The organism is Secundilactobacillus paracollinoides (assembly GCF_001702155.1).
GTDB classification, from domain to species: domain Bacteria; phylum Bacillota; class Bacilli; order Lactobacillales; family Lactobacillaceae; genus Secundilactobacillus; species Secundilactobacillus paracollinoides.
Map to the genome: position 1 here is coordinate 3,089,241 of NZ_CP014912.1, position 22,349 is coordinate 3,111,589.

Genomic DNA, 22,349 nt, shown 5'->3' on the forward strand with positions numbered 1-22,349 from the left:
TGGCTTGGGTTGATGGCGTGTTTCTATGTCCTTTTAACGCCCCAATTTTTCTTGGCACCTTTGCCGAAACGCGCTCCCGGAAAGCAGAAGGTTGCACACAAAGGGACTCTGACAGAAATACCAGGGTCAGGTATTTCTGTCAGAGTCCCTTTGTGCTCCACCTTCTAACCGCTTTCTTCCGCGCTCTGCAATCGAGTAGGAGGTAATTGATTAATTCAATTACCGACCTCTCACACCACCGTACGTACGGTTCCGTATACGGCGGTTCAATAATTTAAGCACTTTGTATTGACTGGAGTGTCTTGCTCATATTGATGAGTCCAAGGCGTTCCAGTCTTTTGTTTGTCAGAGTATAGGTCAATGTCTTGCTATGCGCAGTTCGCCAATAACCCTTACGGGTATTGGCCATTGTATAAGCACTGGTGCCAGAAAGCCCCAGTTTTACAAGATGATTGACCTTTGTTTTGAGCTTCTTCCACTGTTTCCAAATATACTGGCGAATCCTTGCTCGCAACCATTCGTCTAAGTGACGGATAAAATTGGTCATTTTCCCGACCGAATAGTACTGTAACCACCCACGCATCTTTTGATGAATCTCGTTAAACACCAGGTTTAACGAAACGCCCCGATTGCGCTTGGTCATTTTCCTGAGTGCAGACTTGATGCGTTGCTTGGCCTGCCAAGCAGGTCGCGCATACGCACCTCCTCGACCAACCCCCAAGGAAAATCCCAGGAACTTGGCCCGCAGAGGCGAACTTACTGATGTCTTGTCCTCATTGACGGTGACCTTTAGGTCGCCTTCAAGAAAGCGAGTAACATTAGTCAGAACCCGTTTTCCAGCACGTTTGCTTCGGACATAAATATTACAATCGTCCGCATAGCGGACAAACTTATGACCTCTGGAAGTTAACAGCTTATCCAGTTCGTTGAGATAAATGTTAGCCAAAAGTGGCGATAAGGGGCCACCTTGAGGGGTGCCTTTATCACTTCGTTCAAATAGACCACCATTCATGACACCGCTGGTTAGGAAGCGACGAATGAGATGCAGTATCCATGGATCCGTAATATACTGCTCAATAAATTTAATAAGCAGATCGTGGTTGACCGTATCGAAGTATGCTTTTAAATCGAGATCCACGACATAGTGATAGCCCTGATTGTAGAACTGAACCACTCTATCAATGGCATCTTTAGCACTTCGATTCGGTCGGAACCCAAAACTATTATCTGAGAAGACACGCTCAAATGTTGGCACCATGACTTGCGCCATGGCTTGTTGAACAAGTCGGTCAATCACAGTTGGTATTCCGAGCTTGCGTTTACCACCATTAGGTTTTGGAATTTCAACCCGCTTAACGGGACGAGGCCGATAGGTCTCGTTTTGTAAAGCTTGCAGTAATTCCTGTTTATGTTTCCTCAAGTAGGGCAACAGTTCGTCAACGGTCATTCCGTCTAGTCCTGCTGCACCTTTGTTTCTGCAGACGCGAAGATAAGCCTCGTTCAGGTTATTTCGGTCTAAGACTAACTCTTGAAACTTAGTGCCGTTCATCATCGTATTTTCACCAGAGTCAGTGCTACGCACCCCGACTTGTTCTTGGGCTTCCAGTCCTACTGTCCGCCGGCGGTCAGCTTTTTCTGTATTCTGCGGTTGTTGCACTGTCTCCACCTCCAATATCAATGATGACCTATTATTGTTCAGCCCTTCGTGGCAGATACCACTACTATGGCCTCGGCTGACTCCTGTATCGTTCTGCACCACATCACTGCGATGTTTGTTCCTGTGGCGCTTAGCGCGCCTCTTGTCGGGAACGTACGATACAGGCCTCCCCGGGTAAGAACGCCCACTTTCGTACCATGTCATTGCCAGCTTTACTGCGATGGCCTCGAGTAGTATTGGACTTTGGTTTGTTTGGCAACCTCGTCCGACCAACACAGCCTTATGGCTGATTCTTGTACATCAATGCGGTACTTTGTCGCCGACTTCCTTCAGATTCCACCTCACGATGGACACCCTTGTCATTGACTTGCGGTTCCGACTACTACGGCCCGCAACGGACTTTCACCGTCTAGTTGGCGCCCATGCCGGGCGCACCAAAAAAACACGCCTCAACAGCGTGTTTTTTTATTAGTCGACGCTTTCTGGTAACGTAGCTGCTTCATAAACATCTGAAACATCATCGTTTTCTTCTAATTCATCGATTAAACCAGTATATTGTGAGATCTTGGCTTCTGGTACTTCAGTGGTGTTCTCTGGGAACATCCGTACTTCAGCAGTATCAAGATCATACTTGTCTTGCAGTGCATCACGCACAGCCGTCAAGCTCGAAGGATCTGAAAAGATTTCAAATTCATCGTCGCTGGTCTTCATATCATCAGCACCAGCATCCAATGCATCCATCAAAACAGTGTCTTCGTCAGCATCAAGACCGTCACGTAAGATCACAACATAACCTTTACGGTCAAACATGTATGAAACGGAACCGGCTGCGCCAAGTGAACCGCCATGGTGAGTGAACGCAGAACGAACTGCAGCAGCTGTCCGGTTCTTGTTGTCAGTTAAGGCAGCAACCATGATGGCAGACCCGCCAGGACCGTAGCCTTCATAAGTGATTTCTTCGAACTTGGCGCCACCAAGACCAGAAGCCTTGTCAATAGCGCGTTGTACGTTGTCCTTAGGCATGTTAGCAGCCCGGGCCTTATCCATCACCAATCGAAGTTGAGGGTTGTTTGCTGGATCAGGATCACCTGCTTTAGCGGCTTGATACAAATCACGTGAGATTTTTTGGAAAATTTTTCCACGCTTAGCATCTTGGGCGTTTTTACGGCCTTGGATGTTATGCCATTTTGAATGTCCTGACATCGTTAACTCCTCTTTTCTTGTATTATTTATCGTTGTACAGACTACATTATATTATCACGCAGGCCGTGAGAGTTCAACACTTGTGACTAAATTTACGAGGTCGTCAAGTCGTTATTGACCGTTAAGCACGTTGCTAAATTAGCCAGTAACATGCATCAGCGTCATCACGAGAACAAACACGGCTGCCAGCACCTGCACGAAATCAAACAGAAAATGGGTCAAAATATTTTGCCAAATATTCTTCGACCAGTAGTAGATCAACCCGAACCATGCACCAACAACCATGTACGGAATCATTTGCGTAATGTCCCCGTTAAAGTTGTTCCAGTGAAAGAGTCCAAACATGATTGATGACAGAATCAACATTAACCAAGTGACAATCCCCCGGTTGCGCCATTGGTAGAACCACGCATGGCGGAAAATAATCTCTTCGGTGAACGGCGCCATCAGCGTGGTCAGACTAGCAATAACGCCCAGTCCAGCCGTTTGTGCGCTAAGCACATCAACGCCACCAGCTGCTGATGACGTGTGTAAGAAGAGCCCCAGCCCCGAACGCACTAGCGGCAAAAGAATATAGGTGATCACAACGGCGCCAATAGCCAACAGCGTTCCACGCCAAAAATGCGGTTTAAACGCTTGCCAATCTCGTTTTAGGACGTCCTTGAACATCCAAATTGCCACCAAAAACCCAATGAAGAAGATCACATCAACGATGATGACCTGAACTAATTTTGAATGGAATGGCTTCACTAAAAAATCGCCTAAGATCAATTCAGCGATAGGAATTAACAGCGCATAAAGTGCCATCTTCAAGCTAGCTGGTTCCTGTGTTCCCTTTTTAAAATCCATTTTCTTTCTCCCCCTCTGTGTCACACCTCGACCAGACGATGCCCGCAGCTGATCAGTGTGTGTGCTTAAAATGACACCACCTAACACCACAAACACCACGGCGTAGATGATACCCGTATGCAAACTTGTCCCGGCAGAATTACTGAGTGTCCCAAAAGCTAATTGGTCAAAACAATCAATAACAGCATGACCAATAATGGCCAGCCATAAATTGTTAGTGATGAGATAGAGCGCGGCAAGAAAGAACCCTAGCCCAAAGGCCTGAAGAATCTGAGCAATCGTGTTGACCAGATCACCACTTTGCAACACATTAATGGCATGTGCTAAGCCAAATATGAGGCCGCTCCAAAGCGCCGTCCAAACACCACTCAGGCCAAAGTGGGTCCGCAAATAAGTGACCACCAAGCCCCGAAAAAGATATTCCTCAAAAATCCCAACAACTAGTCCAAGAACAATCGCCCACAAAATAGCTGAAACTGTCAGTGTGAATTGCGGATTCAGCGTTGAGTCCCCAATAAAAACGACCAGAAATGCCAGTCCCCATAACCAATTACGGTCAATTCTTGACCACCAGTGAACGCGAGCTTTTAAATAGAACCGGTTAAGTAACCAAAAACAGCCAAAACCGATAAGCTCTGTCACTGTATTTTCCGCGTTAGTGTCACTTCCGAGCGATAAATAATGAAAAATAAGATGGCTGATCACACTCGCAAATGATGATAGAAAAAGCATTAACACGAAAATCCCAAGCAAAAACGCGGAAAGGTGTTTTCTCACGATTTTTCTCCTCCAAATTACCAGATCACCTTAATATGAGCACGGCGATGCGCTAGTCGTAACTCATGGAACGAGTCAAGTGCCAAATAATATTCAGCCATCGCATCCCCATGTTGTGACCGATACGTCAGTTCATTACGAGCGGCCACTGCGACCAACCCGGTTGCATATGAGCTGGGCATCATTTTGTAAAACAAATACAGATTACTGTGTTCCACAAGATCCATGGTGTTGCTTCCTCCTTCTTAAGTGATCGTGTATGTTACAAGTATATGACAATTCTGTGGGATAACATACTGTTGGGTGGGAAATTTAATAATTTTTGGGGATTTTTAATTTAGAGAGGTAAGGCTAAAATGGCGCGAATATTCTCTTTTGGGTGGGGAGACAACAGTCTTTATGGTTTGAGCTTGTTTGTGTTAGGGTGGTTTTTTGGGTATTGAGGCGAAAGTTGTTCGGCACGGGGCTAAGTTGTATGGGCCTTTTGTCTTAAAGTCAGGACCGGTTTTGTGGGTTACTTTTGCAGAGTGCTGTTGGCTGCGTGGTTTTTCCCCTTATCTTGCGGAAACGTGTTCAGCAAGGCAAGGGGCTAACTTGTATGCGGATCTGGCATAAAAGTCAGAACCGGTTTTGTGGGTTTCTTTTGCAGAGCGCTGTTTGCTGCGTGGTTTTCCCCTCATCTTGCGGAAACGTGTTCAGCAAGGCAAGGGGCTAACTTGTATGCGGATCTGGCATAAAAGTCAGAACCGGTTTTGTGGGTTTCTTTTGCAGAGTGCTGTTTGCTACGTGGTTTTCCCCTTATCTTGCGGAAACGTGTTCAGCAAGGCAGAGGGCTCCTGTGTAAGTAACTCTGGCAAAAACGCCAAGCCCAGGCATTTCTGCCAGAGTTACTTACACTCCGCCCTCTAACCGCCTTGCTTCACACTCTACAAAAAAAGCCACACTCCCCACTTGCGAGTCTGACCTTCTTAACGTTGCAATTATTTAACTTTAATTGGTTGTGTCACGCTTCATTAAGCCGTATGGCAACAAGACCGTCTTTTCTTCGACTTCTTCGTTGTTCATCAACTTAGTCAATAACCGCATGGCAACGGCGCCAATATCATACAGCGGTTGGGTGATTGATGACATCTTTGGCCGCACCATTTCAGTTAACTTCGTATCATTACTGGTAATGAGTTCAAAGTCATTTGGCACGTTCAAGCCTGCATCCGTCACACCGTTCATCACACCTGCAGCAAGTTCGTCGTCACCGACAACCGCTGCCGTGGCACCAACTGACTGCAATGCTGGTTGCAGTAATTGGCCAGCCTTATATGTGTAATCCGTTTCGAAGACTAACTTGTCATCGTAGCGAATACCAGCCTTCTTCAGGGCTTGTTTGTAGCCCTTCAGACGGAAATCACGGTTGATTGGATCAGCTAAGTTTCCTGAAATAAAGGCAACTTTTTGGTTTCCTCGATCGATCAGGTTCTTAACAGCTTCTTCAACCGCAGCTGTGTAGTCAATGTTGACACTAGGCATTTGGCCCTTTTCATCCACACATCCGGCTAACACGATCGGCGTTTTAGCTCGGTCGAATTCTTTGCGAAGTTCCTCACTAACAGCATTGCCCATGAAGACGATTCCGTCCACTTGCTTTGCCATTAAGGTGTTTAACACCTGAACTTCTTTACGTCCATTTTCGTCGGAGTTTGTTAGAATGATGTTGTACTTGTACATCATTGCAATATCATCGATGCCTCGAGCCAGTGCTGAGAAGTAAATGTTCGTCACGTCGGGAATAATCACCCCAACAGTGGTCGTTTTCTTGCTGGCCAAGCCACGAGCAACAGCGTTTGGCCGGTAATCCAGCCGTTCAATCACATCCAAAACTTTTTTACGAGTCGCTGGCTTAACGTTTGGATTCCCGTTAACCACCCGGGAAACAGTTGCCATTGAGGCATCTGCTTCACGGGCCACATCGTAAATTGTCACAGTCTGTTTATCCATTGCGATAGCCCTTTCTTTATTGGTATTATTCGTTTTCATAGATTTTCAACAACCTATCAAATATAACAGATAAACTTTCAGAAATCAATTTGAAAACGTTTTCGTCTTAATGATACTCTATTCAGCCCCACTTTTCAAGATGAGCAATGCTATAATGAAGTATTCTTACAAGAGGTGATTACATTGTCCAAACTACAAGAGATTCAAAAATGGACCGCCGAAAACCACGCGGATTTTGCTTACATTAGCAACCCCAAAACCATTCAGTATTTAACGGGCTTTTACAGCGACCCGATCGAGCGAGTTTTAGCACTGATCGTCTTCCCTGATCAAGACCCCTTCATGTTCGCACCAGCACTGGAAGTAGAGGCCATCAAGGACACTGGCTTTACCTATCCGGTGTACGGGTACCTTGACCATGAAAATCCATGGAAGATGATTGCGACAGATGTTCAAAAACGAGTCGCATCCCCTAAAAACATTGCTCTTGAAAAGAGCCAATTAACGGTTGAACGACTTGAATTTCTACGTGAAATTTTTCCAAGTGCGGCTTTTAACCTCGACATCACCGATTTCATTACTCAGTTACGTCTCATCAAGTCTGATGACGAAATTAAAGAACTGGAAATCGCCGGTAAATGGGCAGACTTCGCGTTTGAAAAAGGGTTTGCAGCAGTCAAGGCTGGCGTCACTGAAGGTCAAGTTGCGGCTGAATTGCAATACGCTCTGATGCAAAATGGCATCATGGAAATGAGCTTTGCGACTCTGATTCAAGCTGGTGCACACGCTGCGGAACCGCATGGTGCAACGAACGCGACCAAAATTGAAAACAACGAACTGGTTTTATTTGATTTGGGAACCGTTTGGAACGGCTACATCTCTGATGCATCACGGACTGTTGCAGTTGGCAAACCGACTGAAAAACAGCTTGATATTTACAAGGTTTGTTTGGAAGCACAATTGGCAGCGCAGGATGCCGCTAAACCGGGCATTACCGCTGCTTCACTTGATAAAATCGCCCGGGATATCATTGAGAAAGCTGGCTACGGTGAGTACTTCATTCACCGTCTCGGCCACGGTATGGGCATGAGCGAACACGAATTTCCATCCATTATGGAAGGCAACGACATGATTCTTAAACCAGGGATGTGCTTCTCCATCGAACCAGGGATTTACATTCCAAATGTTGCCGGCGTTCGAATTGAAGACTGCGTTCACATTACTGATGATGGTTGCGCACCGTTTACGCATACGTCTAAGGAATTGACTTACGTAGGATAACCTATTGTTAGCCAATAAAAAGCGACTGAGATTAGTTTTCTCGGTCGCTTTTTTGATTAGAATTTTGTTTTTTGGCTCTCTTATTTAGATTGCCGAAACGTGTTCCGGAAAACAGAAAGTTGCATGTAAACCAACTCAGGCGAAAATGCCAAGTTCGGGCATTCTCGCTGTCTTTCTTGGCAATCATGCCGAAACGCGTTTCGGAAAACAGAAAGCTGCATGTAAGCCAACTCAGGCAAAAATGCCAAGTTCGGGCATTTTCGCTGTCTTTCTTGGCAACCATGCCGAAACGCGTTTCGGAAAACAGAAAGCTGTATGTAAGCCAACTCAGGCAAAAATGCCAAGTTCGGGCATTTTCGCCTGAGTTGGCTTACACTCCGCTTCCTACCGTTTTCCTACACGCTCTCTAATATTCTACCGGTTCACTCGTTCCATCCGGCAAAATTGTTTCTGTTGGACGGTTACCTTCTCCTGCATCGCTCACATCAGCGCCGCCGAAGGTTTCCTCGCTATTCAAGACAATGTCATCCGAATCGTCGTCCGCAGAAGTTGACACATCCGCTAATTCTGACCGCAGATCTGGATCCTCATCATCGCTTCGCTTACCCAATGAAGATGCGGCTTGCTTGAGTCTGTCAGTATCAATTTGACCTGCTACATCCTTCACTTTGTCAGAAACGTGTTGAGATTGATCCTCAAACGTTTCCTTGAAGTCATCCCAGGCATCGCTAGCATAAAATGCGTAGTCCACGGCGCGATCCTTTAAAACGTCTAGCTTGTCAGAGACGTCATCTTTCAGTTGCGATTGTTCATCCTTTGATAGATGATGGTAGGCAACGTGCGCGATAGCGGCACCCGCCAAAAGTCCTAAAAATAACCCTGTCTTTTTTGCCATGTTCAAAACTCCCTTCTAATTTGCGTTAATCATCACTGTTTGAACGCCGGTGTTTTGTATAGAAATTAAATGCCGCTTCACCAGTCCGAACTAAGATGTTCGTTGATGCAGTTTTCTTTGCTGATTTAGAAACCTTACTTGTCAGGTTTCGAGTGGCATCATTCAAATCAGACACGCTGGTACCCAGATCAGCGGCCGCCTGAAAGACGGGATCAACTGTTGCCACTTTCTTGTTCACGTCTTCAAGTAATGTATTGGCATTGGCCATAATGTCCTCCGCCTGTTTTGAAACGACGTCAACATCATCCGTTAACGTTTGAATACTACGATTAACTTCTTTTAAAGTGGTCAACATCTTGGATAAAAACATGCCAATGAAGAGCACGAGGATCAAAAATGCAACTGCCGCAATCATCCCGGCAACTTGTCCTCCAGTCATCGCATATCGCCCCTTCCTTAGTAAAAACCTTATTGGTTTAAGAATAGCATTGACGATGGGTGGAAGCAATAAAAATCACTAGAGAGTGTGAAGCAAGGCGTTTTAGGGGCGGTGTGTAATGGAGGCTGGTCTAAAAGTCCGGGCCTGACTTTTAGACCAGCCTCCATTACACGTTAGCCCCGTGCCTTGCTGAACACGTTTAGGCAATGTAATAAGGGCGCGCAGTGGTGGTTACCACTCAGTTGCTGAAAACCTGAAAAGTCCGGGCCTGACTTTTAGACCAGCCTCCATTACACGTTAGCCCCGTGCCTTGCTGAACACGTTTAGACAATGTAATAAGGGCGCGCAGTGGCGGTTACCACTCAGTTGCTGAAAACCTGAAAAGTCTGGGCCTGACTTTTAGACCAGCCTCCGTTACACGTTAGCCCCGTACCTTGCTGAACACGTTCAGGCATTGTAAAAAGCGCGAGCAGTAGCAGTTACCACTCTGCGCTAGAAAACCTGTACCTACTAAACGTCGCGCTCAACTTTCTAATAATTCCAACCCTCCCCACCCAACAAAAAAACCAACAGTAGCCGTACCCCCTCGCCTTTGGTACACTAGAAGATGATCTCACTAAGGAGAACTTGCCATGATACTTAAACAAACTTCCATTTCTTCACTGCTCAATCATTTCATTAAACACTTTGATTGGCAGTCCATTGGCGAACAGATTGCGGTAACTATTTTCCAACTCGTCCTAGTGACGATCGGTCTGTTAATCGTCAACTGGCTAGGGAAAAAGGTCATTAAACACCTTTTTAACCGCTATAAGGCTACTAAGCTTAATACGATTTCTGTTAACCGAGTCAACACCATCTACACCCTTGTACAAAATATCTTTCAGTACACGATCCTCTTCTTCTGGATCTACGCCCTATTATCCTTCTTGGGAGTGCCAGTTGGTACCTTGGTTGCTGGCGCGGGGATCTTTAGTTTAGCTTTAGGTCTAGGTGCCCAGGGATTTGTATCCGATATTGTGACCGGTGCGTTTATTTTGATGGAAGAACAGATCAACGTGGGTGATTCCGTTAAAATTGGCACGGTTGAGGGAACAGTGTCCGCCATCGGGATTCGAACGACCCAGGTCATCAGTGCAGATGGGACGCTCAACTTCATCCCCAACCGAAATATTTCAATCGTCAGCAATAAATCCCGACACGAAATGCGGGCCCTCGTTCAGGTTCCCATTTTCCCTGATTCACCAATCGATCAGATCAATGCCATTATTGATAAGACGAATCAAACAGTGGTTAAATCGTTGACTGGTATCACACAGGAGCCGACCAACATGGGCGCCACCCCGCTTGCAGATGGCAAATTGGTGATTCAAGTCGTCACTTTCACGAAACCCGGTGATCAATTTACGGTTCAACGTGAACTGTTGGCGGCGTATCTCAAAGCAATTTCCGATGCCGACATTGTGTTGCCGACTGTCTATCATGACGATGCCACACCAAACAACTAAAAAAGATTGCGTAGTCGTTTGATTACGCAATCTTTTTTTGTTTTATTGAGAGGATGAGTCCTGAGGCCGTTTAGTTGTCTCAAAACAGTCATCAAAATTATGTGCCAAATAATTGACGCGCTTTAAGAGTTCTCGCCGCGTGATAATACCAGTAAACGTTCGTTCATCTGACACAACCGGGACAAACGAATCATCAACAAGTAGGTGCATGACTTCATCCAAATCATCCGGATCTTCGACAACTCTAAAATCAGTCTGCATGACATCTTTAACCTTCATCCGCCGCAGATTTTCGGGCGCAATGTGATCCGTATCTAACATTCTTTCAGTAATCATCGACAGCGACAACAGGCCGCACAAATGCTGGTCCTTATCCAGGACTGGAATCTTAGAGTAGCCAATCTTTGTAAGTACCAAAAACGCGTGATAGCAGTCATTGTTCACCATAACATTGGCAACAATGTTTGCTGGAATGATCCATTGACCATGGGCTTGCATCAGCATGGTCTGAATCGGTTGGTCAATCATATCCTCATTACCTCATTTATTTAACGTGTGAATTTTTGCTGTAGGTCTGGCAGCTGGTTTAACTTGCGGTCATAATAGGTGACCGCAATGTTATCAGGTGTCGTCGTCACGATGGCAAACGTCCCGCCAATTGGCGCATATTGACCTCGGGGTAACGAGATACTGCCAGGATTAAGATAGAGGCAGCCAGCCTCGAACTCAGCTCCAAGTTGATGGGTGTGGCCAAAGAACGTCAGGGTCGCGCCGACTTCCTGAGCCTTCAAGCTCAGATGCGTCAACCCCATGCTCACACCATACAGGTCACCATGCGTCATAAAGACGGTCTCATCGCCCACCTTCTGGACAACGTCATCTGGGAACGCACCCCGCGGATCATTATTGCCTTCAACAGCGATGACGTTGTCAAAAACGGGGTTGTCCCGGGTCGTTTCCGAATCCCCACAGTGAAAAATGGCATCCACGCGGTGACTAAATGCGTCAAAAACCGTTTGAAGAATTGCCTGATCGCCATGGTTATCACTTATGACTAGATAGTTCATCCGCTAAACCTCCCACCAATCATCAAACCGGGTCATCATATTGCGTAGCGCCCGACCTCGGTGGCTAATGGCGTTCTTTTCGGCATCAGTCAGTTCAGCCATCGATTTTCCCTGATCTGCTAACCAGAATAAGGGATCATAGCCAAACCCGTTATTGCCGCGGGGCGCAGTTAAAATTGTGCCCTGGACATCACCATCAGCGACTAATTTGTCACCATTGGGCTTTAACAACACCAGCGTCGTGTGGAACGCAGCTTGCCGTTTCTCGGCCGGAACGTCTGCTAAATTCGCCAACAATTTTCGGTTGTTTGCAGCGTCGTCGTGATCTCCGGCATAGCGGGCTGAATGAATCCCTGGTGCACCGTCGAGGGCCACGACTTCCAGTCCAGAATCATCTGCTAAAACTGGCAAGTTCGTTTGGTGGCTAATGGTCTCCGCCTTGATCGTGGCATTTTCTTCAAAGCTAGTGCCGTTTTCATTGATCTCACCGATCTCCGGAAAATCAGCGAGTGTTTTGATCGTAATGCCCTTTGGTTCAAACATTTCCCGAAACTCTCGGGCCTTGCTGGAATTTCGTGTCGCAATAATGAGTTGATCATGCTTCATTAAATGAACCCTCCGTTTGTCGTGGTAGTTGGTACTGCTGCATCTCTGTGAGTGCCACGTGTTGGACATCGAGGTTATCGCGCTGCAACCACTGTTCCGCCACTCGCTTAAAGTGTGCTGCCCCACCCGTTGTATAAAACTGTGCAGTTGGCGTCTGGTCACGATCGGCCAACAGGTGCTTATCTGCCAATACTTGTTTTACAATGGCCACACTTTCGGCGCCCGGATCAACCAGTTGCACCGTCGGCCCCATCGCCGCCTGAATGGCCGTGCGTAGGATTGGAAAATGCGTGCAGCCGAGAATCAGTGTGTCCATTGGCTGCGTTTTAAAGGGTCTTAATTGCCGTTTGACCTTAGCTGATGAACTCGGTAGGTTTGCTGCGCCGCGTTCAACCAGCGTCACAAATTGGGGGCATGCCAGCCCACGAACGGTTGCGCCGGGACGGATAGCGGTTAAATTTTGCTGATAAGCGTGGCTCTTGATGGTGCCCTCCGTCGCAATCACGCCAATGTGACCAGTTTTGGAAACAGCAGCCGCTTTACGACTCCCAGCTTCGATAACACCGACGACAGGAATGGACAGGCGCTCACGTAAGAGCGGCAACGCAGCGACGGTTGCCGTATTACAGGCAATCACCAGTAATTTGATTTGCTTTGAGACCAGAAAAAAAGCGGTTTGTGCGACAAAACGGCGCACCTCGGCCATCGGCCGCGGCCCGTATGGCACTCTTGCCTGGTCACCAATAAAGATAAACGATTCGTTGGGAAGCTGTTTAAATGCCTCTTTAACAACGGTTAAACCCCCAACACCGGAATCTAAAAAGCCAATTGCTTGAGATGTCATTAAACTAATCCCTTTCTATAGTAATCTTGAGTCTTAATTATCGACCATTTCGGCACCGGTTGCAAGAATTCCGAAAAAATCTTAAATTCTTGCAATACTTTGATTTAATCTTGCATTCAGACTTAATTTCATTGTAATCTTATTGTAAAGAGCGTGAAGGAAAACGGGAGGAAGCGGAGTGTAAGTCAACTCTGACGGAAATGCCAGAACCTGGCATTTCCGTCAGAGTTGACTTACATGCAGCTTTCTGTTTTCCGAAACGCGTTTCGACTCGAGGACAGAGAACCACACAGAAATGCCCGAACCTGGCATTTCCGTCAGAGTTCACTTACATGCAGCTGTCTGTTTTTCGAAACGCGTTTCGACTCGAGGACAGAGAACCACACAGAAATGCCCGCACTTGGCATTTTTGCCCGAGTTGACTTACATGCAGCTTTCTGTTTTCCGAAGGGTCTTTCCAATGTTAAGTGATTCAAAGTAGCGCTTTAATGTCGCTTCGTTCCACCGTTCGACCCCGTAGGCTGAGGTGGGGTCGAACTGCAATGTCGAACGACTCCACTACGCTATGATTCTGGCAGTAACCGTCATAATTAATAAGTCTTCAAAAGTGGCATCACGAAACCTCTATATTAATCGTTACTAGTGACTAACATGTCATGAGAAGCATTGTTGTTAATAGCTTACTAGCAGTCGAGGGCGGATTCTCTTCGAACTTGGTTTAACGCCAATGTGATGCTTAACTAGTAGTAAAAATAAGCTCAACATCAGTGGAATGCAGCAATTTGGCACGGAGTGTGGTGTCGACATCAGTTAGCGACCGTTCTTTAGTCGGTTACTGATGTGCGAGACGATTGAGATCCACTCGAGAGCTGCGCAGCAGAAATCGAGTTAGCTCATTCGCGAGCCACTACACGGCCTGCCAAATTGCGGAATGCAACGGACTATCACCTAACATTTGATAGACCCTTTCCGAGACGCGTTTCGACATAGTCGCCTAGAATAACTGGCAAAAAAGCGTCCCAACAACCGATCCACCACCATCCAAATCGATATTATCGTAGAATAAGAAAGCAGGTTAGTCCATTATGGATACACAGATCTACACCAATTACCTGACAGATCCCAACAATTCGGGATTATTTGGTCAGGCTTTGTTACGCGACGTCATTCTCACCGATATTTTAGGCCCGGATGCGTCAAACATCGCATACTGGGAAGGTAAGCAATTAGCCCGCCGGTTTAAACTCGGCAGTGCCAGCGACATTGCTGTATTTTTCGCACAGGCACAGTTCGGCACCCTGTCACTGACTAAGCAATCCGCCACCCAGTGGCAGTTTGAGTTAACCGGTAAGCCAGTTGAATTACGGGTTGCCACTGATTCAAAAACCGCCTTTACCTTGGAAGCCGGTTTTCTGGCTGCCACCGTTGAACAGATGATTGGCGTGGTCGCTGAAACTGAAGTTGCGCCTTTGACCCGCTCACGTAAGGCACTCGCAATCACGATGACCGTGCATCTTGACCCCAAAGATCCAGTGTCCGATCCGCAAGAACTGATTCCAATGAAACTGATTTTGCCAACCCAAGATTCGAAAACAACAGAATAGCATTTATTCATACTAAATTTTTGAACACAGACAAAAACAGTGTCGACTGACGCCCAGAATGTTGGGCGTCAGCTGACACTGTTTTTTTGCAATTCTGTTACGTTATGCTTCAACGTACTGGGTCAACAATTGCTTGAGTTGATCCTTTGTGTGGTAACCCACGATTGAGTCAACCACTTGGCCGTCCTTTTTAACAAGGAGCGTTGGGATGCTCATGATCCCGAACTTTTGTGGTGTATCTGGGTTAGCATCAACGTCCATTTTGTTGAACGTTACATCGCCCATTTCATCAGAAAGTTGTTCAACAACGGGTGATTGCATCCGACAAGGACCACACCAAGTTGCCCAAAAATCAGTTAATGTTACGCCCTTAGACGTATCTGCTTCAAAAGTCTTATCAGTTGTTTCTACAACAGCCATATATCGACGCCTCCTGTTTAATTACTAAAGGTAAGTTTACCAGAATCTCATAAAAGCACAAGCATTCTGCTTAATCATTACTAAATTTATAATTTAACGATGGTTGAGCCATCCCCACCAGCATTGGCAGGTGAAAACCCAAACGATTTGACCCGGCGATTGGATTTCAGGTAGTCAATCACACCCTGCCGCAATGCGCCGGTACCCTTGCCGTGAATGATCGTGACAGAAGGGTAACCAGCAAGCAGTGCTGAATCGATGTATCGATCCATTTCTGCCATGGCTTCTTCATACCGGTGACCACGGAGGTCAAGGGTTGGCGTCATGCCATCAGAACGAGTTCGGCGAATAGTGGCTTTAGGCGCCTTCTTCGTCGTCGCTTCTGGGGCTGCTTTCTCCAGATCACTGTCATCGATCTTCATCTTCAAAATTCCCATCTGAACTTCGTAGTTGTGATCATCAAGCTTATCCATGATCACACCACGTTGCCCATAGGATTTAACGAGCACCTCGTCACCCTTTTTGAGCTGATGCTTGCGCTTTTCACGATTCAAGACGCGGTTTTGCGTCAAGGTTTCATCTTGATGCAGCGCATTAATACTGCCCTGAGCGTCAATCAGTTGATCTTCTTTAATGACGGTCTTGCCGGACGCTAATTGCTTTTTACGGATATCTTTGATGATCTTGTCCGCTTGTTTCTTCGTTTGATCGACCACTTCATTTGCATGGCGTTTTGCATCTTCCATCAGCTGACTCTTTTGTTTCTGATAAGCGTCAAACTGTTTTTGGAGGTCTGCGTACAGCGCCTCATTTTCATGCAATTTATCAGCCGCTGCCGCTGCGTCCACATTGGCTTGGCGCGTCTGCTCGGTCAGTGACGCAATCATTTGATTAAGGTCCTGGCTGTCCTGATCGGTTAACCCACGAGCTTCATCAATGATTGATTGGTCAAGCCCCAACCGCTGCGCAATCTCCAACGCGTTACTGCGACCAGGGATTCCAATCAGCAAGTGATACGTCGGTTTCAATGTTTCTTGGTCAAACTCCATGCTGGCATTGATGGTTTCTGGTCGGTTGTACCCGTACGCTTTGAGTTCTGGGTAGTGGGTCGTCGCAATCACTTCACTGCCAATGGTGCCAACATTATCCAGAATAGCCATAGCAAGGGCTGCCCCTTCTTGCGGATCAGTCCCAGCGCCCACTTCATCCAGTAGGATCAAACTGTGATCAGTTGCTGCCTTTAAAATCGCCGCAATGTTGTCCATGTGTGAAGAAAAAGTTGACAGATTTTGTTCAATGGATTGCTCGTCGCCAATGTCGGCAAACACTTCATCAAACAACCCAACCTGGCTATTTTCATTTGCCGGAATAAACAGTCCAGACTGAGCCATCAGCTGGGTCAACCCCAGTGTTTTTAACGTGATGGTTTTCCCACCTGTGTTTGGACCAGTGACCACGATGGCTTTGTAGTCGCCGCCAATTTCGATGTCGTTAGCCACCACTTTTTTCTGGTCGATCAACGGGTGTCTTGCCTGACGCAAATTCACGTGGTTCTCAGCTGAAAGAAGCGGTTCTGTCGCCTTAATTTCGTGTGCATACCGAGCCTTAGCGTTGATAAAGTCTAAGTGACCCAGCACCGTGGCATTCGCTGAAATATCATCCTGATACGGCCGTAACAGGTTCGACAATTCCAGAAGGATTCGCCGCTCTTCTTGACGTTCCGCAATTTGCGCTTCACGTAACCGGTTGTTTTCTGAGACAACGGCTTCCGGTTCAATGTAGAGCGTCAACCCACTGGCAGACTGATCGTGAACAATGCCGCCAAAATGGTTCTTGTACTCCGCTTTAAAGGGTAACACGTACCGGTCATCCCGAATGGTCACCAGCGTTTCGCTGAGATACTTCGCCTGTTTACCGCGTGTATAGCCGTTCATTTGTGAGCGCACACTACCTTCGATCTGCGTGATCCGTCGCCGAATCCGTTTCAATTCTGGTGACGCTTCATCCGTAAGCCGACCATCATCCGTCACCGACATACTTAACCGACGCGTCACGTCTGGCAAATGCACAAGTTCCGCGACAATCGCGTACAGCCGACGCAATTCAAGTGCCTTATCCTGGAGCCCGTCAAAGAAGTCAACGACCCGACTGACCGTTTTTAAGACCTGGCCAATTTGCGCCAATTCAGTCCCGCTTAACGTGCCTTCGATTGCTAACCGTTTAACGTGCGGGGTAACGTCAGCCATTTTTGGCAGTGGAATACCGCCCTCTAACCGCAAGACATCAGCCCCGTCTTTCGTTTCATCAATAGCGCGTTGAACAGTCTCTTGATCTGCAACTGGCATTAAATGGTTCAGTTCAGATTCTCCTGAAGCTGAAACCAAATGTGCCCGTAATTGCTGCTTGATCTGATCAAACGCCATGGTTTTAAATATTTTATCGTTCATTAGTCGTTGTTTCTCCCAAATCCTGTTGGTTACCCTGACATTGTTAGCCCTGCCGGTTAAACCGATGTCATGGGTCGTTAGTTATCCGTAGGTGTTTGCGTTTTTTGTAACCGGTCGAGCTCTGCTGCCTTATCCAACTGGTCAGAGATCGCATTAAACGCAAGTAACGTTGCGGCTTCCTGTTTGGTCATTGATGGCGCTAATTTCTGCAACTGTGCAAGCTGCTGATTCATTAGTTCCGTCACGGCCTGCATGTGTGCCGTTGACTTATTGCCAACGATCGTATAGGACTGGCCGTCAATAACCGCCTTGAACCGGCGCTTGTTACCAATGCTGTTTGGTTCACCCACAGCCGTCACCCCCTCATTTTGACGTTAAAATCACTTAAGCCGCTGACCCCTTTTCGGACCAGCGGCTAACTTGTTACTTAAGTCGTTTGACGATTATACCTGTTCGGTTGCAGACCCTACTTAGGATCTGAAACGCCCCAATCTTGATCAGAGGCATCGGTACCGCCGCCGTCAAGGAAGGTGTTTAACATGGATTCAACCATGTCCCATTCGTCGTCTGATTCAATTGGCAGCAGATCGCCGCCTTGTGGGTCAGCCGGATCATCAGAGTCTGCTAATTGGTAGGCCTGAATATCAACTTCCTCATCATCAGACTTACCTGATGGGTAAAGTAAAATGTAGGACTTGCCAAAATCTGCAGAGGTAAACGTGAAAAGCACGTTATATAACTCTTCGTTGCCGTCTTCGTCGACGATTGTAATTTGTTGATCTTTGTTTTCACTCATATTATCGGCCTCATCTTTCTTGTGTTAACGGACCCTTACGATCCAAGTAATTTTGCAAAATCAAGTCAGCTGCTAGCTTATCAATAACCTTCTTGCGTTTTTTTCGCGACACGTCGGCCTCTTCAACCAGCATCCGCTCCGCCTCAACAGTTGTGAGACGTTCGTCTTGAAAATCATACGGCATCCCGAAGGTGGCCTTTAACAGCTCGCCATAGTTCTTTGCCGCTTCCGCACGGGGTCCGAGGGAATTGTTCATATTCTTGGGTAACCCGACCACGAAGCCTGTGACCTCGTACTGTGCCACAATTTCCTTGACCCGGTCGATCCCAAATTCTTTCTCATCTTCGTTGATCGGAATAATCTCAATTCCTTGAGCCGTCCATCCCAACATATCACTCATTGCCACACCGACAGTTCTCGATCCGACATCTAATCCCATTAATCGCATTTATTTAGTCAACGTCCCATTCTCATTGAGGTAGAAGCGCACCAACTCTTCGATGATTTCGTCGCGTTCATGCTTACGAATCAAGTTCCGGGCGTCGTTAAAACGCGGAATATATGCCGGATCACCAGAGAGCAGGTACCCCACGATCTGATTGATCGGGTTGTAGCCCTTTTCCTCAAGTGCTTGATACACTGTTACCAGGGTATCGTGAACGTCCTTTGGCTTTTTGTCGCCAAAATCGAAATACATGGTCTTGTCTAACGTACTCATGATCACACCTCCACCGATGCTATTTGTTCTAATTCTACCGGAATACTGAACTAACCACAATCGGGTTTCCCCGATGTAACTCATTCGTAATAAAATAGAACCCCAAATTCGGACAGTGTTTCTCAGTGAGCATGATCACTAAGCGTCAGCACGTGCCCGAGTACCGCAGCCGCCACCAGTAGTCGAAGCGTATCGATTTCTATAAAACGCAACGTTTTTAGAAACTAATGTCGCCTACTGGTGCGTTGTCACGTACTCTATAGTTTACCACGTTATGCCAAATTTGACAGCCATTTAGCCGCTTCGCTCATGGCATCGTTTAATCCAGCAGGATTCTTCCCACCGGCTTGGGCAAGGTTTGGCCGACCACCGCCGCCACCATTGATCTTTGGTGAGATTGCTTTGATGAGATCGCCGGCCTTGATGCCCGCCTTCATGGCGCCGTCACTCGCTGCAACGATCAAGTTCGCCTTTTCACCGACCTGGGCACCAAGAACCAGAACGTCGGACAGGTTCTTTTGCCGCCAAGTATCAGCAAGCTGGCGCAATTGATCCATTGAAGAAACTTGCACAACACCGGTGATCAATTGTTTACCATTGATCTCCTGAACGTTATCAAAGATCTTGTCAGCCTGTTGGCCAGCCAACTTGGCTTCAACACCGGCCTTTTCGTTCGTCAAGGTCTTAATTTGTTCCTGGAGTTGTGCCACCTTTGCGGGCACTTCTTCAACTTGTGGTGTCTTGAGTGCGGCGGCGGTCGTTGTCAGCAGATCATCATGAGCCTTGAGATACTTATAAGCATCACCGGCTGTCACTGCTTCGATCCGCCGTGTGCCGGCACCGATCCCAGTTTCAGAAACAATCTTGAACAACCCTAATTCGTTGGTATTCTTAACGTGGGTCCCACCGCAGAATTCAATTGAGAAGTCGCCGATGGAAACGACCCGGACCTTGTCGCCATACTTGTCGCTAAACAGCGCGATGGCACCCATCTTCTTACCAGTGGCCTGATCAGTCTCAACCGTCGTAACGGGGATTTCTTCGAAGATCTTCTCGTTGACGATGGCTTCAACCTTAGCCAGGTCCGCTTCAGTCACCTGACCAAAGTGGGTAAAGTCAAATCGCAGGTAGTTTGGTTCAACTAATGAACCAGCTTGCTGGGTATGACCACCAAACACGTTTCGCAGTGCTTGATCCAATAAGTGGGTCGCTGTATGGTTCTTTTCAACCTTACTGTGGAAGGCAGCGTCAACCTTTAATTCAAAACTGTCGCCAACGTGCATTGGCTGTTGCAGCTTCAAAGTATGCAGATTTTGACCATTTGGGGCGTGCTGAACGTCCGCCACAGTCGCAACAACGCTGCCATCGGCTGCCAAAATATCACCCTGATCCGCAATTTGGCCACCCATTTCAGCGTAGAATGGTGTTTTATCAAAAATAACCTGCACAGTACCGGCTTCGGCACCGTCAACAAGCGCACCATCTGCGACCATATCCGTCACCTTGGCATCCTTGACGTCTAATTGCGTATAGCCGACGTACTCGCTTGGACTCTTCACGCCAATCAGCAGATCCGTTTGAACCCCCATGGATTCATCCTTACTGCGGGCGTTCCGGGCACGGTCTTGCTGCTTCTTCATTTCAGCCTTAAAACCGTCTTCATCAACGGTAATGCCTTCATCAAGTGTGTATTCACGTGTCAGTTCAACGGGGAAGCCGTAAGTATCATAAAGCTTAAAGGCCTCGGCACCATCAATTTCCTTCGCGCCGCTTTCCTTGGTCTTAGCGACCAGATCATTTAACAGGGCTAACCCGTCAGTCAAGGTTTCGTTAAACCGGTCTTCTTCAGACTTCACGACCTTCGCGATGTAATCAGCTTGTTCTAAGACTTCTGGGTAGTAGGATTGCATTACTTGGCCCACGACGGGAACAAGTTTGTATAAGAACGCCCCGTTGATGCCTAGTTTACGCCCATTAACAACGGCCCGACGAATCAACCGCCGGATCACGTAGCCCCGACCGTCGTTTGACGGCAGCGCGCCATCACCGATAGCAAACGTGATTGCTCGAGAATGGTCAGCGATCACTTTAAATGAAATATCAAGTTTCGGATCAGAATTATAAGTCTTGCCATCACTGAAATCTTCAGTAGCGTGAATCATTGGCAAGAATAAGTCAGTTTCGAAGTTAGTCTTGGCATTTTGGAACACAGAAACGACCCGCTCAAGGCCCATCCCAGTATCAATGTTTTTACGTGGGAGCGGCTTGTATGAGCCATCAGGTTCGTGGTTAAACTGTGAGAACACAATGTTCCACACTTCAAGGTACCGTTCGTTTTCGCCGCCTGGGTAGTTTTCAGGATCATCCTCAGCTAAATTATTAAATGATTCCCCGCGGTCGTAAAAGATTTCTGAATCGGGACCTGAAGGGCCTTCACCGATATCCCAGAAGTTATCTTCCGCTTCGATGATGTGGTCGGGTTGAACGCCCGCTTCCTGCCAGAACTTCTTGGCATCGTCATCTTGGGGATAAACGGTCATGTATAACAGATCGGGATCCCAGTCAAACCAGTCCTTGGAAGTCAGTAACTCCCAGGCCCAGGTAATGGCTTCTTTCTTGAAGTAATCGCCCACTGAGAAGTTCCCCAACATTTCAAACAGGGTGTGGTGCCGGGCAGTCCGACCCACGTTTTCAATATCGTTTGTCCGGATCGACTTTTGTGAACTCGTCAACCGCGGGTTTGAAGGGACAACTGACCCGTTGAAATATTTCTTCATGGTTGCGACCCCTGAATTGATCCAAAGCAAGGTTGGATCGTCAACTGGAATCAGTGAAGCGCTCGGTTCAATGGTGTGACCCTTACTCTTGAAAAAGTCCAGATACATTTGGCGGATCTGGCTGCTGCTTAACTGCTTCATAGTGCGTTTATCTCCTTTAAAAAATAATAAAGCACCGCTGTAAGTAAAGACGCCATAGACGCGGTACCACTTTACTTGCAACGATGCTGATCGTTTACCTCTTAAGCTCAAAATCGTTTGAGCAACGTATTCAATTAAACGGCAAGGGAGCACTTTGACTGGGAATCGTTTTTCACAGCTGCCAAAACGTTTCTGAAAGACCGGCCTCAAAGCATATCCTTGTTGTTAACACGAAATTTAGTATAGATGTTCACGCTTTAAATGTCAATCTCGTCAGGTAATAGTAGATTACTCATTCCACGTAGTCTATATCCCCCGCTTCGTTGCG

At 47.1% G+C, this 22,349-nt stretch carries 21 protein-coding genes; 3 read left to right on the forward strand and 18 right to left on the reverse strand.

The annotated features are described in order from the left end of the window. Nucleotides 1-274: 274 nt before the first annotated feature. The 5 genes from ltrA to ccpA all read right to left on the reverse strand — a co-directional run bounded on the left by ltrA (nt 275) and on the right by ccpA (nt 6,478). Nucleotides 275-1,657, reverse strand: coding sequence for a group II intron reverse transcriptase/maturase (gene ltrA, locus AYR61_RS13650; RefSeq protein ID WP_065902193.1), 1,383 nt, complete (start codon nt 1,655-1,657; stop codon nt 275-277). Nucleotides 1,658-2,125: 468 nt separating this feature from the next. After that, the gene (locus tag AYR61_RS13655) at nt 2,126-2,860 is read right to left on the reverse strand and encodes a YebC/PmpR family DNA-binding transcriptional regulator (protein ID WP_056987443.1); all 735 of its coding nucleotides are present in this window, start codon (nt 2,858-2,860) and stop codon (nt 2,126-2,128) included. Nucleotides 2,861-2,998: 138 nt separating this feature from the next. Next, on the reverse strand, nt 2,999-4,486 hold the full coding sequence (locus tag AYR61_RS15020) for a CPBP family intramembrane glutamic endopeptidase (RefSeq protein ID WP_083215566.1): 1,488 nt from the start codon (nt 4,484-4,486) through the stop codon (nt 2,999-3,001). Nucleotides 4,487-4,503: 17 nt separating this feature from the next. Next, nucleotides 4,504-4,713 (reverse strand): hypothetical protein, encoded by a 210-nt coding sequence (locus tag AYR61_RS13665; RefSeq protein WP_065903549.1) that lies wholly within the window; start codon nt 4,711-4,713, stop codon nt 4,504-4,506. A gap of 763 nt (nt 4,714-5,476) precedes the next feature. Continuing rightward, nucleotides 5,477-6,478: a catabolite control protein A gene (gene ccpA, locus AYR61_RS13670; protein WP_065903552.1), complete on the reverse strand. Its 1,002-nt coding sequence runs from the start codon at nt 6,476-6,478 to the stop codon at nt 5,477-5,479. Between the two features lie 183 nt (nt 6,479-6,661). Here ccpA and AYR61_RS13675 point away from each other — a divergent pair, with 183 nt between their 5' ends. Beyond that, on the forward strand, nt 6,662-7,759 hold the full coding sequence (locus AYR61_RS13675) for a M24 family metallopeptidase (RefSeq protein WP_065903554.1): 1,098 nt from the start codon (nt 6,662-6,664) through the stop codon (nt 7,757-7,759). Between the two features lie 406 nt (nt 7,760-8,165). Here the strand turns inward: AYR61_RS13675 and AYR61_RS13685 are convergent, their stop codons facing one another. Both AYR61_RS13685 and AYR61_RS13690 read right to left on the reverse strand, forming a co-directional pair. Next, a complete protein-coding gene (locus AYR61_RS13685; protein ID WP_056987441.1) occupies nt 8,166-8,654 on the reverse strand; it encodes a YtxH domain-containing protein in 489 nt (162 codons plus the stop codon). A 25-nt stretch (nt 8,655-8,679) separates the two neighbouring features. Beyond that, nucleotides 8,680-9,093, reverse strand: a complete 414-nt coding sequence (locus tag AYR61_RS13690) for a DUF948 domain-containing protein (protein ID WP_054710102.1) — start codon at nt 9,091-9,093, stop codon at nt 8,680-8,682. Nucleotides 9,094-9,725: 632 nt separating this feature from the next. Here AYR61_RS13690 and AYR61_RS13695 point away from each other — a divergent pair. Then, a complete protein-coding gene (locus tag AYR61_RS13695) occupies nt 9,726-10,601 on the forward strand; it encodes a mechanosensitive ion channel family protein (protein WP_056987317.1) in 876 nt (291 codons plus the stop codon). Between the two features lie 42 nt (nt 10,602-10,643). On the opposite strand, the gene cbpB is transcribed toward AYR61_RS13695, so the two are convergent. The 4 genes from cbpB to murI are packed head-to-tail and all read right to left on the reverse strand — an operon-like array spanning nt 10,644 to nt 13,118. Beyond that, nucleotides 10,644-11,129 (reverse strand): cyclic-di-AMP-binding protein CbpB, encoded by a 486-nt coding sequence (cbpB, locus tag AYR61_RS13700; RefSeq protein WP_054710099.1) that lies wholly within the window; start codon nt 11,127-11,129, stop codon nt 10,644-10,646. Between the two features lie 20 nt (nt 11,130-11,149). After that, nucleotides 11,150-11,668 (reverse strand): metallophosphoesterase, encoded by a 519-nt coding sequence (locus AYR61_RS13705; protein WP_054710096.1) that lies wholly within the window; start codon nt 11,666-11,668, stop codon nt 11,150-11,152. Between the two features lie 3 nt (nt 11,669-11,671). After that, nucleotides 11,672-12,274, reverse strand: coding sequence for an XTP/dITP diphosphatase (locus tag AYR61_RS13710; protein WP_056987318.1), 603 nt, complete (start codon nt 12,272-12,274; stop codon nt 11,672-11,674). Next, entirely contained in the window at nt 12,264-13,118 is an 855-nt protein-coding gene (gene murI / locus AYR61_RS13715; RefSeq protein WP_065903558.1) for a glutamate racemase, read from the reverse strand. Before murI ends, AYR61_RS13710 begins: the two co-directional genes overlap by 11 nt. 1,085 nt (nt 13,119-14,203) lie before the next feature. Between murI and AYR61_RS13720 the strand changes: the two genes are divergently transcribed. Continuing rightward, nucleotides 14,204-14,722 (forward strand): YslB family protein, encoded by a 519-nt coding sequence (locus tag AYR61_RS13720; protein ID WP_054710089.1) that lies wholly within the window; start codon nt 14,204-14,206, stop codon nt 14,720-14,722. A 102-nt stretch (nt 14,723-14,824) separates the two neighbouring features. Here AYR61_RS13720 and trxA read toward each other — a convergent pair whose 3' ends face one another. From trxA to alaS, 7 genes are all read right to left on the reverse strand, one after another. Next, the gene (trxA, locus tag AYR61_RS13725) at nt 14,825-15,142 is read right to left on the reverse strand and encodes a thioredoxin (RefSeq protein ID WP_054710086.1); all 318 of its coding nucleotides are present in this window, start codon (nt 15,140-15,142) and stop codon (nt 14,825-14,827) included. Between the two features lie 86 nt (nt 15,143-15,228). Then, nucleotides 15,229-17,589, reverse strand: a complete 2,361-nt coding sequence (locus tag AYR61_RS13730; protein WP_065903559.1) for an endonuclease MutS2 — start codon at nt 17,587-17,589, stop codon at nt 15,229-15,231. A 77-nt stretch (nt 17,590-17,666) separates the two neighbouring features. Then, on the reverse strand, nt 17,667-17,939 hold the full coding sequence (gene zapA / locus AYR61_RS13735; RefSeq protein WP_225353183.1) for a cell division protein ZapA: 273 nt from the start codon (nt 17,937-17,939) through the stop codon (nt 17,667-17,669). Between the two features lie 116 nt (nt 17,940-18,055). Next, nucleotides 18,056-18,385 carry a DUF1292 domain-containing protein gene (locus AYR61_RS13740; RefSeq protein WP_054710082.1) on the reverse strand — a complete coding sequence of 110 codons (330 nt, stop codon included), beginning with the start codon at nt 18,383-18,385 and terminating at the stop codon, nt 18,056-18,058. A 10-nt stretch (nt 18,386-18,395) separates the two neighbouring features. Continuing rightward, nucleotides 18,396-18,833: a Holliday junction resolvase RuvX gene (gene ruvX / locus AYR61_RS13745; protein WP_056987321.1), complete on the reverse strand. Its 438-nt coding sequence runs from the start codon at nt 18,831-18,833 to the stop codon at nt 18,396-18,398. Beyond that, the gene (locus AYR61_RS13750) at nt 18,834-19,103 is read right to left on the reverse strand and encodes an IreB family regulatory phosphoprotein (RefSeq protein WP_054710080.1); all 270 of its coding nucleotides are present in this window, start codon (nt 19,101-19,103) and stop codon (nt 18,834-18,836) included. It lies immediately after the preceding gene. 272 nt (nt 19,104-19,375) lie between these two features. After that, entirely contained in the window at nt 19,376-22,021 is a 2,646-nt protein-coding gene (gene alaS, locus AYR61_RS13755; protein ID WP_065903560.1) for an alanine--tRNA ligase, read from the reverse strand. Nucleotides 22,022-22,349: the final 328 nt, after the last annotated feature.

Excerpts from the sequence above, each read along its gene's own strand:
- AYR61_RS13655 (WP_056987443.1), bottom strand. The coding sequence starts at position 2,860 with ATGTCAGGACATTCAAAATGGCATAACATCCAAGGCCGTAAAAACGCC.
- AYR61_RS13665 (WP_065903549.1), bottom strand. The coding sequence starts at position 4,713 with ATGGATCTTGTGGAACACAGTAATCTGTATTTGTTTTACAAAATGATG.
- ccpA (WP_065903552.1), bottom strand. The coding sequence starts at position 6,478 with ATGGATAAACAGACTGTGACAATTTACGATGTGGCCCGTGAAGCAGAT.
- AYR61_RS13685 (WP_056987441.1), bottom strand. The coding sequence starts at position 8,654 with ATGGCAAAAAAGACAGGGTTATTTTTAGGACTTTTGGCGGGTGCCGCT.
- AYR61_RS13690 (WP_054710102.1), bottom strand. The coding sequence starts at position 9,093 with ATGACTGGAGGACAAGTTGCCGGGATGATTGCGGCAGTTGCATTTTTG.
- AYR61_RS13695 (WP_056987317.1), top strand. The coding sequence starts at position 9,726 with ATGATACTTAAACAAACTTCCATTTCTTCACTGCTCAATCATTTCATT.
- cbpB (WP_054710099.1), bottom strand. The coding sequence starts at position 11,129 with ATGATTGACCAACCGATTCAGACCATGCTGATGCAAGCCCATGGTCAA.
- AYR61_RS13705 (WP_054710096.1), bottom strand. The coding sequence starts at position 11,668 with ATGAACTATCTAGTCATAAGTGATAACCATGGCGATCAGGCAATTCTT.
- AYR61_RS13710 (WP_056987318.1), bottom strand. The coding sequence starts at position 12,274 with ATGAAGCATGATCAACTCATTATTGCGACACGAAATTCCAGCAAGGCC.
- murI (WP_065903558.1), bottom strand. The coding sequence starts at position 13,118 with ATGACATCTCAAGCAATTGGCTTTTTAGATTCCGGTGTTGGGGGTTTA.
- AYR61_RS13720 (WP_054710089.1), top strand. The coding sequence starts at position 14,204 with ATGGATACACAGATCTACACCAATTACCTGACAGATCCCAACAATTCG.
- trxA (WP_054710086.1), bottom strand. The coding sequence starts at position 15,142 with ATGGCTGTTGTAGAAACAACTGATAAGACTTTTGAAGCAGATACGTCT.
- AYR61_RS13730 (WP_065903559.1), bottom strand. The coding sequence starts at position 17,589 with ATGAACGATAAAATATTTAAAACCATGGCGTTTGATCAGATCAAGCAG.
- AYR61_RS13740 (WP_054710082.1), bottom strand. The coding sequence starts at position 18,385 with ATGAGTGAAAACAAAGATCAACAAATTACAATCGTCGACGAAGACGGC.
- ruvX (WP_056987321.1), bottom strand. The coding sequence starts at position 18,833 with ATGCGATTAATGGGATTAGATGTCGGATCGAGAACTGTCGGTGTGGCA.
- AYR61_RS13750 (WP_054710080.1), bottom strand. The coding sequence starts at position 19,103 with ATGAGTACGTTAGACAAGACCATGTATTTCGATTTTGGCGACAAAAAG.
- alaS (WP_065903560.1), bottom strand. The coding sequence starts at position 22,021 with ATGAAGCAGTTAAGCAGCAGCCAGATCCGCCAAATGTATCTGGACTTT.